The organism is Hellea balneolensis DSM 19091, assembly GCF_000428525.1.
Classification (GTDB): domain Bacteria; phylum Pseudomonadota; class Alphaproteobacteria; order Caulobacterales; family Maricaulaceae; genus Hellea; species Hellea balneolensis.
In genome coordinates, this window is sequence record NZ_AUAC01000011.1 from 39,037 (window position 1) to 52,504 (window position 13,468).

General features: G+C 49.5%; 14 protein-coding genes and 1 pseudogene. 9 read left to right on the forward strand and 6 right to left on the reverse strand.

Annotated elements, in window-relative coordinates:
* Nucleotides 1-2 precede the first annotated feature (2 nt).
* The gene (locus F569_RS18350) at nt 3-563 is read right to left on the reverse strand and encodes a DUF4329 domain-containing protein (RefSeq protein ID WP_051279933.1); all 561 of its coding nucleotides are present in this window, start codon (nt 561-563) and stop codon (nt 3-5) included.
* Between the two features lie 79 nt (nt 564-642).
* On the opposite strand from F569_RS18350, the gene F569_RS0114515 reads away from it, so the two are divergent.
* A complete protein-coding gene (locus tag F569_RS0114515) occupies nt 643-2,739 on the forward strand; it encodes a molybdopterin oxidoreductase family protein (protein WP_026942794.1) in 2,097 nt (698 codons plus the stop codon).
* Entirely contained in the window at nt 2,739-4,142 is a 1,404-nt protein-coding gene (locus F569_RS18355) for a sodium/proline symporter (RefSeq protein ID WP_034389116.1), read from the forward strand. Before F569_RS0114515 ends, F569_RS18355 begins: the two co-directional genes overlap by 1 nt.
* Here the strand turns inward: F569_RS18355 and F569_RS0114525 are convergent.
* Nucleotides 4,132-5,211, reverse strand: a complete 1,080-nt coding sequence (locus tag F569_RS0114525; RefSeq protein WP_026942795.1) for a sigma 54-interacting transcriptional regulator — start codon at nt 5,209-5,211, stop codon at nt 4,132-4,134. The genes F569_RS18355 and F569_RS0114525 overlap by 11 nt on opposite strands.
* 214 nt (nt 5,212-5,425) lie before the next feature.
* Between F569_RS0114525 and F569_RS19620 the strand changes: the two genes are divergently transcribed.
* The 7 genes from F569_RS19620 to F569_RS19175 all read left to right on the forward strand — a co-directional run bounded on the left by F569_RS19620 (nt 5,426) and on the right by F569_RS19175 (nt 8,639).
* A complete protein-coding gene (locus F569_RS19620) occupies nt 5,426-5,587 on the forward strand; it encodes a hypothetical protein (RefSeq protein ID WP_154813765.1) in 162 nt (53 codons plus the stop codon).
* A 98-nt stretch (nt 5,588-5,685) separates the two neighbouring features.
* Nucleotides 5,686-5,823, forward strand: coding sequence for a hypothetical protein (locus F569_RS19625; protein WP_154813766.1), 138 nt, complete (start codon nt 5,686-5,688; stop codon nt 5,821-5,823).
* A gap of 24 nt (nt 5,824-5,847) precedes the next feature.
* Complete coding sequence (pspA, locus tag F569_RS0114540) at nt 5,848-6,531, forward strand: phage shock protein PspA (protein WP_026942796.1); 684 nt, start codon at nt 5,848-5,850, stop codon at nt 6,529-6,531.
* A gap of 106 nt (nt 6,532-6,637) precedes the next feature.
* Nucleotides 6,638-6,889 (forward strand): envelope stress response membrane protein PspB, encoded by a 252-nt coding sequence (gene pspB, locus F569_RS18360; protein ID WP_051279934.1) that lies wholly within the window; start codon nt 6,638-6,640, stop codon nt 6,887-6,889.
* Complete coding sequence (locus F569_RS0114550) at nt 6,873-7,352, forward strand: PspC domain-containing protein (RefSeq protein ID WP_026942797.1); 480 nt, start codon at nt 6,873-6,875, stop codon at nt 7,350-7,352. Before pspB ends, F569_RS0114550 begins: the two co-directional genes overlap by 17 nt.
* Nucleotides 7,353-7,392: 40 nt before the next feature.
* A complete protein-coding gene (locus F569_RS0114555; protein ID WP_026942798.1) occupies nt 7,393-7,602 on the forward strand; it encodes a hypothetical protein in 210 nt (69 codons plus the stop codon).
* Nucleotides 7,603-7,613: 11 nt separating this feature from the next.
* Nucleotides 7,614-8,639: a GIN domain-containing protein gene (locus tag F569_RS19175; RefSeq protein WP_026942799.1), complete on the forward strand. Its 1,026-nt coding sequence runs from the start codon at nt 7,614-7,616 to the stop codon at nt 8,637-8,639.
* Between the two features lie 114 nt (nt 8,640-8,753).
* Here F569_RS19175 and mnmD read toward each other — a convergent pair whose 3' ends face one another.
* The 4 genes and pseudogenes from mnmD to F569_RS19180 all read right to left on the reverse strand — a co-directional run.
* On the reverse strand, nt 8,754-10,418 hold the full coding sequence (gene mnmD / locus F569_RS0114565) for a tRNA (5-methylaminomethyl-2-thiouridine)(34)-methyltransferase MnmD (RefSeq protein WP_026942800.1): 1,665 nt from the start codon (nt 10,416-10,418) through the stop codon (nt 8,754-8,756).
* Nucleotides 10,419-10,508: 90 nt separating this feature from the next.
* Entirely contained in the window at nt 10,509-11,033 is a 525-nt protein-coding gene (locus tag F569_RS0114570; protein ID WP_026942801.1) for a hypothetical protein, read from the reverse strand.
* Nucleotides 11,034-11,241: 208 nt separating this feature from the next.
* Complete coding sequence (locus F569_RS0114575; protein ID WP_034389118.1) at nt 11,242-12,528, reverse strand: lytic murein transglycosylase; 1,287 nt, start codon at nt 12,526-12,528, stop codon at nt 11,242-11,244.
* A gap of 67 nt (nt 12,529-12,595) precedes the next feature.
* Nucleotides 12,596-13,468 (reverse strand): annotated as a pseudogene (locus F569_RS19180) (calcium-binding protein); the annotation flags it as partial.

Genomic DNA, 13,468 nt, shown 5'->3' on the forward strand with positions numbered 1-13,468 from the left:
TCTCACTCTTTATCAAGCTCAATTAGGGCCTCTAACGAATATTCAGACGCAATACTTAGACTGTCTCGCGGATCGTAGTCGGGGTCAGATGTGACGCAATTTTCCCCACATAACAACACAGCCCTCTCGGCCTTAGCATTAATAAACCAAATACGGCCACCCGGTGTTGCCACATAACCATCAATACCCTCCTCCATATCGGATAACAGATCGTCTGTTGACGGAATCTCGCTATCATAATCCTGTGAAAATGCGCCATGTGTATGATAGGAGGCCAGCGTTCTGAAATCCTCACGCACGGCTCTTGGACGACAAGAGCCCTTACGTCCCTTTTTAGGCGGCGAAGCCACATAGGCACCCTCTGCCGTTATGCCAATATAGCCGCAATATTCCCGGTTTTTATCAAAAGAGCGATCTTGCAAAACTTCCAAAGTGGACTTGGCAAAATCGATTTCACGCTCAGTTTGAGGAACAGCGCGCTCAAATGGTATGTCACTCAACTCAGAAGAGGCGCAGCCCGAAAATAATATGAGTACCGCGCCCAAACTAAATAAAAACCGCATATTTAAGGTAAACCTTCTTACGCATTTGCAAATCATTTCTAATCCCCATAATGGTATTTAGAACACATTGGAAAGCCTTATGACAGAGATCCACGCCCGCACCTGCCACATTTGCGAAGCAAATTGCGGCACCTTGATGACCGTAGAAGACGGCAAGGTTACAAAAGTTACGGGTAATCCTGATCATGTTTTATCTGAAGGCTATATTTGCCCCAAAGCGACGGCGATTCCTGATCTGCAAAATGACCCGGATCGATTGCGAACGCCCATAAAGAAAGTCGGTGATAATTGGGAAGAGATTAGCTGGGAGCAAGCCTTTTCAGAAATTGCGGCCAAACATCAAGAGATTGTCGCAGGGCCGAAAATTGCCTCTATCTTTTTGGGCAATCCCAATGCCCATAATTATTCGAGCAGTTTTTCGATGCGCGGATTAACCAAGGCGTGGGGCGCGAGAGGGCTTTACTCAGCCTCCACACTTGATCAACTCCCCCATATGATTTGCCAGAAATGGGTTTACGGACATAACGCGCTTTACCCCGTACCCGATATTGACCGCACTATGTATATGCTTTGCGTGGGCGGTAATCCGCTGGCCTCTAATGGCTCTCTTTGGACCGTACCAAATGTAAAAAAACGTATTCAACGCCTACAAGCGCGCGGCGGTAAATTTGTCGTAGTCGATCCGCGCAAGACCGAGACGGCTAAAATTTCAGACGACCACCACTTCATCAAGCCTGGCACAGATACGGCCTTGTTCTTAGGCCTCTTATTAGCGCTGGATGAAGCGGGGCTTGTGAATCCTGGCCGCCTTATGCCAATGCTGAAAGATTGGGGCGCGGCTTGGGCAGCCATCCATCAATATGACCTGGATAAGCTATCAGCCTATTGCGGCATTCCTACGGCTGATATTCGCGGCATAGCCGCAGAGCTCGGAAGCGGACAGCCCGCGATTGTCTATGGGCGAATGGGCGTTTCCGTTGTGAAACATGGCACACTAAACCATTGGCTGATACAGCTGCTCAATATCTCGACTGGAAATGTGGACCGCGAAGGCGGCGTAATGTTTCCCGATTCCATTATTGATCCTGTCGAGCGTAGCGGCACAGGGTCTTATGGGCGTTACCACCAACGCCTCTCGGGCCGCCCTGAAGTTTTGGGCGAGCTCCCTGCCGCAGAATTAGCACCCGAAATTACAACAGAGGGAGAAGGCCAGATCGGCGCTTTGCTAACCCTCGCAGCCAATCCCGTTCTTTCTGCGCCCGGCGGCAGACAATTAGATATCGCTCTGGAGACGCTCGAGTTAATGGTGTCAATTGATATGTATATTACAGAGACCACTCGCCACGCCGATTATATCTTACCGCCATGCGGACCGCTAGAGAAAGACCATTACCCACTTTTCTTCACGCCGCTCGCCATTCGCAATTACGCTGCCTATTCGCCAGCCATCTTTGAGAAAGCGGAAGGCACGAAAGACGATTGGGAGATCATGGCGGATTTAGAAGGCGCCATCCGCGTGGCCAAAGGCGAGAATGAGCCGCTAGCAAAGATTGAGCCGCGCGATATTCTCGACCAAATCATGCAATGCTCACCTCATAAAATTAGCCTTTCTGAAGTGGAGGCCCACCCCAATGGTTACGATATGGGACCGCTTAAGCCGCGCTTACCTGAGCGGCTCAAGACAGATGATGGCCTCATTCACTGCGCGCCAGAAATGCCGATGAAAGATTTAGCGGCGTTTAAAGCTGACTTTCCTATAAGCAAGACTAGTGGGCCCGCCGCGGACAGCTTTAGCCTGATCGGACGCCGTCATGTGCGCTCCAATAATAGTTGGCTGCATAATTCACACCGCCTGCTCAAAGGACCAAACCGCTGTACACTGATGATTCACCCTAATGATGCGGCAGCTCTTGGCCTTATCGATGGGGAGATAGCAGAAGTGTCCAATCATGTTGGCACTGTCGAGCTACCCATAGAAATTACCGAAGATATTATGCCGCGCGTCGTCTCGATGCCGCATGGCTATGGGCATGGACGCAAAGGCGTAAAGCTTTCCGTGGCCGCAGAAAAACCAGGCGTGTCTATGAACGATCTGACCGACCCTGCTATCGTCGATGACCTGTCGGGTAATGCTGTACTCAACGGCGTGCCCGTGACTGTTAAAAAGGCCGCTTAATGCAAGCCACAACAGTCGTTCTTCTGACTTTGGTGGCTTACAAAGTCATATTGCTCGCCATTGGCTATTGGGCATCAAAGCGCGTTGAGACGGAAAATGATTTTTTCTTAGCGGGGCAAGGCCTCGGGGCTTGGACCGCAGGACTGTCTTATGCCGCCTCGACGTCAAGCGCTTGGGTGCTGCTAGGCTTCACAGGGATTATCTATAGTAAAGGCCTCATTGGACTTTGGCTCATTCCCGGTATTTTTGGCGGTTATGTCATGACATGGTTGGTCATGGGGCCGCGTCTTAATACGGAAACAGCGGAGCGGGGGCACCTCACCGTTATTGATTTTATCACTGCCGATATAGCGCCAAAATGGGCGCGGCGTGTGGGCGTAATGTGCGCCGCAATGATACTTTTTTGCTTTGTCTTTTATATTAGCTCACAATTCCAAGCGGCGGGTAATGCTCTCACCGAGGTCTTTGGCCTAGGAGCGACAAAGTCTATTCTCATCGGCGCGGCAGTGATTTTGATTTACTGTTTAATGGGCGGGTTTTTAGCAGCGTCGGTGACGGATGCCTTGCAGGCGGTTGTCATGATGCTCGCCTGCATCCTCGTGCCCTTTGCGGCCGTGCAAGCAGCGGGCGGCATGCATGAAGTGTTTGCGGTTTTGAAGACGCAAGAACCTAGCTCATTCTTCAACTATACTGGTGAAGCGGCAGGCATTGCCGGGATTGGCGCGGCGATGGGATTGCTCGGTACAGGGCTTGGTGCCTTGGGACAGCCGCAACTTCTCAATCGAATAATGGCTGTGAAGTCGCCTCTTGAGCGGCGCCAAGGCGCGGCTATTACAATGGGTTGGGGTGTTGTTATTTATTCTGGGCTTGTCTGTCTTGCTCTAGCAGGACGCGCAAGCGGAATTGAGACTGGGCAAGAAGGATTGTTTTTTGCTGCCGCAGCGGCCTATCTGCCCGCGGTTTTGGCAGGCATTGTCACCGCAGCTGTTTTGTCTGCGGTTATGTCTACCGTGGATAGCCTTCTCCTCGCGGCAGCCTCTGCCGTATCCCACGATATGGGCGTGACCTATAGCGATCCGAAAAAAGCGTTATTGGCAGGCCGGCTCGCTATGATTGGCGTTGCGGTCATTGCCGTTTTAATGACGCTTTACTTGCCAAAAGATATTTTTTCGCGCGTCCTCTTTAGCTGGGTTGCTCTAGGCGCCGCTTTCGGTCCGGTCATTTTAACGAAGTGTCTCGGATGGCGAGTCACGGGCGGTTATGTCTTAGCAGCCATTGTAATAGGGTTCCTAACTGCCGTTATATTTGCAAATATAGACGGCGTGGTAGCTGATGTGATTGAGAAATGGGCCTCTTGGGCTTTGGGTTTGATTATATTGAGACTTGGCCGCTCTACTTCTTAAGTCCATGCTTTCGAAGTAGGCCTCGAAAGCTATGATAAGTCAAATCTAGATGCTTGGCCGCTTTACCTTGATGGCCATCTGAGAGCTTCATAGCTTCGTCGATTAAGCGGCGCTCAAAGACCATGATCCTATCTACAAAACTTTGCTTGACCTCAAGCTCAGGCGTAACGGGCTGTCCTTTTGTAGCAGGTAATAAAGTGCTGCTACCCGAGAGTTCGGAACTGCCTTTATATATAGGACGTTTTTCCGGCATCTCTATTTGAGGCGGGGGGCGGCTATCTCTTAATCTATAAGGTCCCTCGAAGGGATCAAAACTCAGCTCTGCAATGGGCGCGCTCAAGCTTTCATCCCGCAAAAAAGCCTGCGCGACATTGCGCTCAATAACGGCTTTCAGTTCTCTGACATTGCCAGTCCACGGACGTGTTTCGAGCTCTACCATAATTTCGGGCGTAAAACCTGGAAAACTGTCTGCCCCGAGACTTCCCGAAATTTTACGTCCAAAATGCTCCGCCAAAGGCGCGACATCTTCTGGGCGGTAGCGCAAGGGCGGGATTGTGATCACGTCAAAGGCGAGGCGGTCGACAAGGTCAACGCGAAACTCACCCCGCGCGACCGCAGCTGGTAAATCGATGCCCGTAGCCGTGACAATACGCACATCAACTTGCTGCGTATAAGCCTCCCCGCCGGCTTCATATTCGCCATATTCTACCGCTCGCATGAGTTTTTCCTGCAAGCGAGGAGAGAGAGTCTCTATATTATCTAAAAATATGGTCCCGCCATTAGCTTCATAAAAACGGCCATTCGTATCATCCTGCCCATCCATGAAAGTTTGCCCGAATAATTCTCGGTCGAGCATCTCATCCGAAAAGGCCGCGCAGTTGACTTTGACAAATTGTGCCTCCCAACGCGGGGATAAGAAGTGCAGGCGCGAGGCAATCATCTCTTTTCCTGTACCTCTTTCGCCTACAACAATGACTGGACGACCCAAAGAGGCCGCATCAGAGACCCTATCCAACAAGGCATGGAAAGAATCGGATTGACCGATGGGCTGTGCAGGTATCGCTGACATGACTATTTATACTATTTTTATTGGTCAAATATCAAGTTATATTAGTAATTTTTACTATAATTAAGATGGGCTAATTTTAAAAAAAGATAAAAATACAATAAATTCAATAACTTAAAAATTCTCGACTCTTTTATCGATAATCGACATATTGAATTTGTCGCTGAGGCAAACGTCTCAGCATAGGAGACGACAAAAAAGAAAGAGAGAGAAAATTATGACTTACAGAACTTTTGACATTGATAGCGGAATTGAAACAGGCAGTGCCACGCCTGCTTTCGAAACAAGCAACCCCGCCCGTCACTCACGTTCACGCCGTCACTCATCCTTGATGAGCCGCCGTACAAGCGGCGCCCGCATAGCTGGTTTCGGATTCTAGTGCGGCTTGCATTAGGAAAAATCAAATGCCTCAAAAAACGGGCGAATAAGGCCCGGTTTTTGAGACCAAATATGCAAACGCACTAAAAAGGAACCGCAATGAGCCGTTACGAAGATTACAAAACTGAAGATAGCTGGCGCTTAAAAGGCGCCCGCTTCCTTCGCTACCTTTCAACCCGCAAGATGGAATGTTGGGGCTTCTTTGCCGCCGGTTTTATCATCTCAGCTATATTTTAAAGCACCACGTTAAGGAGACGTATTATGGGAATTTTTTCTCGCATGGGTGACATCATCAACTCCAACCTCAACGCCATGATTGACAAGGCCGAGAACCCGGAGAAGATTGCCCGCCTGATCATTCAGGAAATGGAAGACACATTGGTCGAAGTTCGCACGGATGCCGCCCGCAACATCGCAGAGCGCAAAGAGCTTTCTCGCAAAGCCGAGGCTTATAAAGCCCGCGCCGGTGAATGGGCAGCTAAAGCTGAGCTCGCTCTTACGAAAGATCGTGAAGATCTCGCCCGGGGTGCCCTTGCAGCCAAACAGCAAGCCGAGCAAATGAGCGATGTTGTCTTGAAAGAGATTGATATTTTGGACGAAGCTGTTGCTAAAGCTGATGGCGATTTATCTAAACTTCAGACAAAACTCGACGAAGCTAAAGCTAAGCACAAGGCGCTTATGATGCGCACAACTGTTGCGACCGGTCAAATCCGGATGCGCACACAGCTTAATGACAATAAAGTCGATGATGCCTTGGCTCGTTATGAGCGCATGGAGCGCAAAGTCGATGAGCTCGAAGCCCATGTCGAAGCCTTTGATCTCGGATCAGGCGAGAGCCTTGAGAGCCAATTTGCAGCCCTAGAAGCTGACGAAGCTATTGAGGACGAACTTGCAGCTTTAAAAGCCAGCTTAAAAGCTCCGGCTAAAAAAGCGGCTAACAAGTAATAAAAACAGGTTTGGGTCTGCAGCATTGGCGGAGCGCTACTTCCCCCTTCAACTCGCAAACTGCCTCGGGCAGACCCGAACCAACCATTAAAGAGAGAGAAACCTAATGCTGAGACCTGAAATTCTCGTATTTATGATCCCGATTATCGCCATCGTTATGGGCATCGGATCAGGCATGCTGAAAATGCATTATAAGCATAAAGAACGCATGATGAACCATATGAGCGGCGACCAAATCGCAGAGCTCGACCAAATGTCAAAAATTGCCGACATCCTTGATCAGCGCGTCAATGTCCTGGAGCGCATCCTCGACGATGAAGTCCCGAACTGGAGAGAGAATAATGACAAAACGATATAAAAATAAAGCACATCGCATGATGTGGGATGAAACTTGGGAAGGCGATGATGATGGCTATGTCTATTCAGAGCCGCATAAGAAACTTCGCCGCAATAAAATAGATGGTGTATTTGGAGGCGTTTGTTCAGGATTTGGTGATTATTTTGGGATTGATCACACCATTATGCGGATAGCCTTTGTACTGTCTGTGATTTTCTTGGGCTTCCCAATCCTAGCCTATTTCATTCTTTGGGTATTTATTCCAAAGGATACGAGAGCCCCCTATCGCCGTGAATATCGCGAAGCGCGTCGCGCCAAACGTAAGCATCGCGCCAACCCAGAAGAGCCATTAGTGCGCACGACAAATTTTCGTGACGTAAAATCCAAGTTTCGTTCTTTAGAAACTCGGATGCAAGACCTGGAGCGCTCTATCACGAGCAAAGAGTGGAAATTACGCCGCGACTTTCGGGATCTAGAAAACTAGACCCGTCCGCCGCGAAACCTGATCATTAAAGGAGAGAGATGTGATCAAAGTAGCTTTAATATCATTGATTGGCGTTGGCGGTTTAGGCCTCAACGCCGAGACCATAACCCCCAAATCCGTCGAGCTGAATGCAGGCGCCATTGTTATCAGCGCTGACGGAGACGGTATTAGCACGGATGTCGGCGATGTCTCTGACTTCGCCCTGCGTATCAAGACCAATAATGATCGCGTCATTGCGATCCGGTTTTAGGAGCAGGCCAGATGTTGAAAAAAACAGGCTTAGCCGCATTAGCCACAGCCCTCTTAACAGGCACGGCTTTGGCCAATGGCCCAGAGCTTTTAATTGAAGATTTCGTCGGGACGATAAAAATCGAAAACAGTGCCTCCGGCAACATTTCTATAACCCAAGATAAGAATATGCGCGGCGTAAACCTAGTCGAGCAAGGCAGCGGTCTTAAAATTGATGGCGGCATTTCTGACCCCGATGGGAATAAATGCAAAGGCTATTATGGCAGCTATAGCCTAGGTCTTTTCAAAAAAGAAAAATCCGGTGAATTTGGCGGCTATGAAGATCTCGAAGACTATCCGCAAATCACCATAAGCGCGCCAGATAACACGATGCTAATTATCCAGAACACGATCGCCTTTGTTACGGCAGAGAACTTAGGCGAAACAGATTTGGACCTTCGCTACTGCGGAAAATTAAATCTGGGTGATGTGGCAGAAGACTTGCGCGCTAATATTCGCGGCTCAGCTGACTTAACCGCAAAAGATGTTGGCGATGTCTTTGTCGATATCAGAGGTTCTGGTGATCTGAACGTCAATAATGCAAAATTTGTGAGCCTGTCCGTCGCAGGTTCCGGCGACGCAGAATTTGACAATGTTCTTGGCGCAGATGTTTCGGTCTCAGGCTCTGGTGATATTAGCTTTGGCAATATTGCCGGCTCCTTTGCGGCTGAAAGCCGAGGGTCAGGTGACATCGACGTAGAGAATGTTGCAGGTGACTTTATCTATGACGCTGGCGGCTCCGGTGATTTGGACATTGGCGATATCGTCGGCAACCGTGTATCTATTGATGTGTCAGGCAGCGGAGATGTGGATATTGACGGTGGCAATATAGAAACCCTCACGATTACAGCTAGCGGCGCAAGTGAAGTTGATTATGGCGGGCAAGCCGAAACAGCTGACCTCATCGCAACAGGCGCAAGTGAAATATGGGTCGATAAGGTTACCGGCGATGTGCGCAGCAAAGAGCGCGGTGCTGCCGATATTTCAGTGAACCGATAACTCAATAGCTTTAGAAAATAAATGAAATCAGGATTTAAATCGTTCCCACAGACGATTTAAAAAGGATGCGCTTTCAGGTTGGATTTCTCTCTCGCCGGAAAGCGCATCTTGTTTTTATCTGAGGCCAAACCGTGCCCATAAGGTCTTGGAAACAGGCAAGGGATCACCGCAAATTTTGCTGACAATCGCTTCGGCCAGTAGTGGCGCGAAAACAAAACCCCGGGAGCCCAAGCCGGAAAACAGCCATAGCTTTTCATCAATTTCGCCAAGCATAGGTAAAGTGTCTGCTGTCGTGACGCGCACAGAGGCCCGCGAAGGAAGCTCTGACGGATGCGCTGTAATTCCGGTATAAGTTTTAAAGTTCTTCAGATTAGAGGCATCATCTTCGTGCTTCAATGCGAAGGGGTCCTCCCCGTCCAAACGCTGATGCGTTGCGCCAAGTAAAAGCCTATTATTTAGGGGCAAGGCGTAACCCCCATAGGTCACAGGGGCGTCTATATCCCCATTTGCCCATGTCAATTGCCCCCGTGAAAAGCGCAGTTTAATGTCACAGCCTTTCAGCAATTCCTTAAGACCATAGCCCGCGGCAAGAAGCATAAGCCCCTCTTTTATTGGCTTGTCCGTTGATAAAGCTCCTAATGAAAGCCAATCTTTCAAAATCTGTTTTGGCTCAATGATCAGAGAGCGGCTAAGCGCCAGGATATTATTCGCCACATCAAAGCTGAAATGCTCTGGAGGCAGTGGTGCTTGTCCGGCTAATTTTTCAAAACGTTTAGATTCGGCTTCTGTTTTGGGGATATGCGACACTCCCGTCATTACAGTCATATCTTGATACGCGCTTAACGCATAAAGATAGCTCCCCAGAAAAAAACGGCTTTCTGGGCGATCTTGCAAATCCAGACGAGGCTTAACAAGTGCCGCCGCATTATGGCTTGCCGCTTTATGATCAGGGTCATGAATAACGTTAGGTATAATGCCCCGCCACGCAAAAGCTTTGACCAAAGACGCCCCCGCAATTCCAGCCCCGATAATAGTTGGAGCTTCAATATTTTTCTCTATGTCACGCTCCCCGGGATAGCGGGCTTCCAAGCGATGACGTTTGCGTCCAAAGCCCTCCTTCTTTTCCACCTGAAAACCGGCTTCGGATAAGGCCTGACGGACGGTCCCTGCGACGGTGAATGTCGCCAATCTTGCGCTTGGCGCAGATAAGCTCGCGAGCTTTTTCATAATCTCGCTGGACCACATATCGGGGTTCTTGGCAGGGCTAAAGCCGTCCAAAAACCAAGCATCAACTTTAGCATCAAGCGAGTCCAAGCCATTAGCGATATCATCATGTATGAGCGTCAGCGTAACATCACCAAAATGAAGACGATGAAAACCCTTCACGCGTCCTGGCCATTGCGCGATTAAAGCGGCGGAAAAGATTTTAAGCTCAGGCCAAGCGGAAAGGGCTCGTTTTAACTGCGCCGCATCAAATGGGAACTTCTCAACAGAGACAAAATGCAACCGCCCGTTTTTTGGCTTAGTGGCCTCCCACATGCGCCAAGCCGCGAGGAAGTTAAGCCCAGAGCCAAATCCTAATTCGCCAATAACGAAACGGCGTCTGCCCTGCCACCCCTCAGGCAAGCCGCAACCTTTCAGAAAAACTGTTTCTGTTTCTTCAAGACCGCCATCCACACTGAAATAAATATCCCCAAAGTCAGAGGCGGCAGGTGTTCCGGGGCGGCTCCAATCGAGCGCAGGCGGATCGCATTGTGTAAGGGGCTTCGGCGCGGGCATAAGACTCTCTTAGCAGAGGATGATCCACAGCCAATAAAAAACGCCGCAATTTTCACTACGGCGTTTATATAATAAGTTTAGATCGGCAGACTACTCGTCTTTGGCACTCTCAACGATGTCTTCGCCAGCTTGCTTCATGGCGTCTGCTTTGTCTTCAGCGCGCTCCATAACTTCGCCAGCTGTCTTATTCAGATCAGCAGATTTAGCCTTTGCCGCTTCCATCATCTTATCAGCTTCTTCAGCTGTAATTTCGCCGGATTCTTTAAGGCGTGCAATATTGCGCTCTGTTGCGGCCATTGTAACATTACCAGCTGTCTGCAAACGCTCTGCGCTTGTTTCAGCGGCATCCACGACTTTCTCGCTCTGCTCTTTCAACTCAGCTGCAGTCCGCTCGGCAGCGGCTTCCATGTCAGACTTTGCTTCAGAAGCAACTTCTTTTGCCGCATCTTTCATATCAGAGGCGGACTCTGACGCCTTCGTCTTCATTTCAGACGCAGATTCAGCGGCCTTTTCTTTCATTTCTGAGGCTTTTTCGCCTGAACAAGCTGTAACGCCCAGAGATAATAAAGCGGCTGTTGTCAGCACTAAAGCGTGTTTAAAATTCATAGTTTTCATGGGAAACTCCCGTATTTTGCCTCGCAAGCCATATTTCCCCCTGAAATATGACCCCAAAAGGCGTGAAATGTCGTCCTGAGCTCTCATTATTGGGAAACTCAAGCCTAACAAACGTCCGTTAGTTTTTTTTGTTCCCCTAGTAAATAGAATATATCAGATGAACAGTCTTATAAGATGATTTTATGCCATTGATTTTAGCATGATCTAATTACTGCGCCATAAGCCGTTTAAATAAATCCTGTTCGATATATCCATCGGCAGGAAGTCCGCGCGATTTTTGCCATGCACGAATGCCTTTGCGTGTCCCCGGCCCAATTATACCGTCCACCCCGCCGACATTAAAGCCAAGCTGATTTAATTTGCGTTGCATGGATTTCTTATCGTCAAATGAGAGCGGCTTATCATTTCGAGGCCAGTCCGTTGTAATGACAGATTTTCCGCGCAAGGCTTCACCAAGCACAGTAATGCCCATGGCGTAACTGGTGGAGTTATTATATTTTTTGATGACGTCGAAATTTTTAAATGTCAGCAACTTTGGTCCACGGTGACCGCCTGGCGCTATCAGTTTCGCGTCCAAAAACCCGGCCTCTGCGGACCAGCGTTGTCCACCTACAGGACGTACACCTAAAGCCGTCCACTGGTTGACTGTTTTTTTTGATCCTTCCAGAAGACTGTAATCAAACTCAGCGTCAACCGCCACTTCGGTCATAACAGGCTCGCCCCAACGCCATCCGTGACGAGACAGATAATGCGCCGCAGAGCCTAGCGCATCAGCCTCATTTTCCCATAAATCCTTATTCCCATCGCCGTCAAAATCCACAGCATAATCTCGGAATGTGGCAGGAATAAATTGTGTCATACCCATCGCGCCCGCCCAGGAACCAATGAGTTGGTCTTGTCGCACAGCGCCGCTCTTTAGTAAGTCGAGCAGTGCATAAAGCTGTGCCTCCCCGAAAGATGTACGGCGCCCTTCAAAGGCAAATGTCGCAAGCGCGTCCACGGGATTATAAGTGCCCATGATTTTCCCATATGCGGTCTCAAGCCCCCAAATAGAGGTCAGGATATGACGCGGCACTTTATAACGGGCTTCAATCGCATCAAACACTTCGCCGTTTTCTGCCAATTTGGTGCGGCCACCATTGAGCCGCGAAGCATTGGCTGCATTATCCACATAAGACCAAACAGGTTTTGAAAATTCGGGTTGTGTCTTGTCCCGCTCTAAAGCCCGCTCTTCTATTTTTGCTGGAAGAATAAGGCGCTCAACCATAGATCTGTCATATCCCATACGCACAGAGCGCGCGATGAATTCAGACTTCCACAGGTTAAATCGCTCTTGCTGTGAAAGCGACGCACGAGCATTGCGCGGCGGCGTTGCAACGGGATTTGCGCCTCGGTTTTGCGCTGCTAACGCTTGTTTTGCATCAGGCGTAGCCGCGCAAGCCGGCAACCCCAAAAGCGATAAAGAGAAAAGTGATAATAGAGATCGAGATAGCATAAGCTCTGCTAACAAAATTCATGGAATCTGACTAGGCTGGAATACACGCTATCTGCAGAAGCTTTTCCTAGATCAGCGCGTCCATATCGAAGACTTCATTGATATCTGCTGCGAAGGCGTTGGGGTCATCCAGTGGTTCTGAAAATAACGGGCCTTCAAAGGTGAAGGTGTTACTTGGCAAGTCCGCAAGGTTTACCCCGACAATGGTGAGTGTGTTTCCATTTCCAAAATCAAAGATGACATTGGCGCCCGCATCCGTGCCTACAGCCAGGATTTCAGCCTCGGTATCAAAGTCAGGGTCCCCGCCCAATATTGAAATCTGTTCGTTGATAAAAAAGCCTTGGATAACATCGGCGCCGCCGCCCGTAACATCATAAGCGAAGGTATCAAGTCCCGCACCGCCATTGAGGCTATCATTCGAGCCGTTCATCCCCAGCAGATAATCATTCCCGCCATTACCAAGCAAGACGCCTGAAGCATTGATAATATCATCGCCTGACGAGCCAAAATAGCGTTCTATATTTGTATATGTATCCCCCGCAGCGTCGCCGCCTACGCCGATGCCGTTTTGTATCGCGATAGGGCCAGACGCGAGATAAGAGACAGAATCCGTTCCATCGCCTCCATCGTGACTGTCTGCCCCTGCGCCGCCAAAGAAGAAATCATTCCCCGCGCCGCCGCTCATGATGTCATCGCCGTCTTGACCGAAAATGGTATCAACACCATCGCCCCCATCAATGATGTCATTACCGTCGCCGCCCAGCAGGCGGTCATTCCCGCCTTCCCCGTTTAAGGTATCGTCACCATTGCGGCCTTCCAGGCGGTTATCTCGAAAATCACCGGTAATATTATCATCGAAATTGGACCCCCAAACCCACTCAATACCAGAGAATGTATCGCCCGCGGCTTCACCCGCCGTCCCGCCGATGGTCAAGTCAAG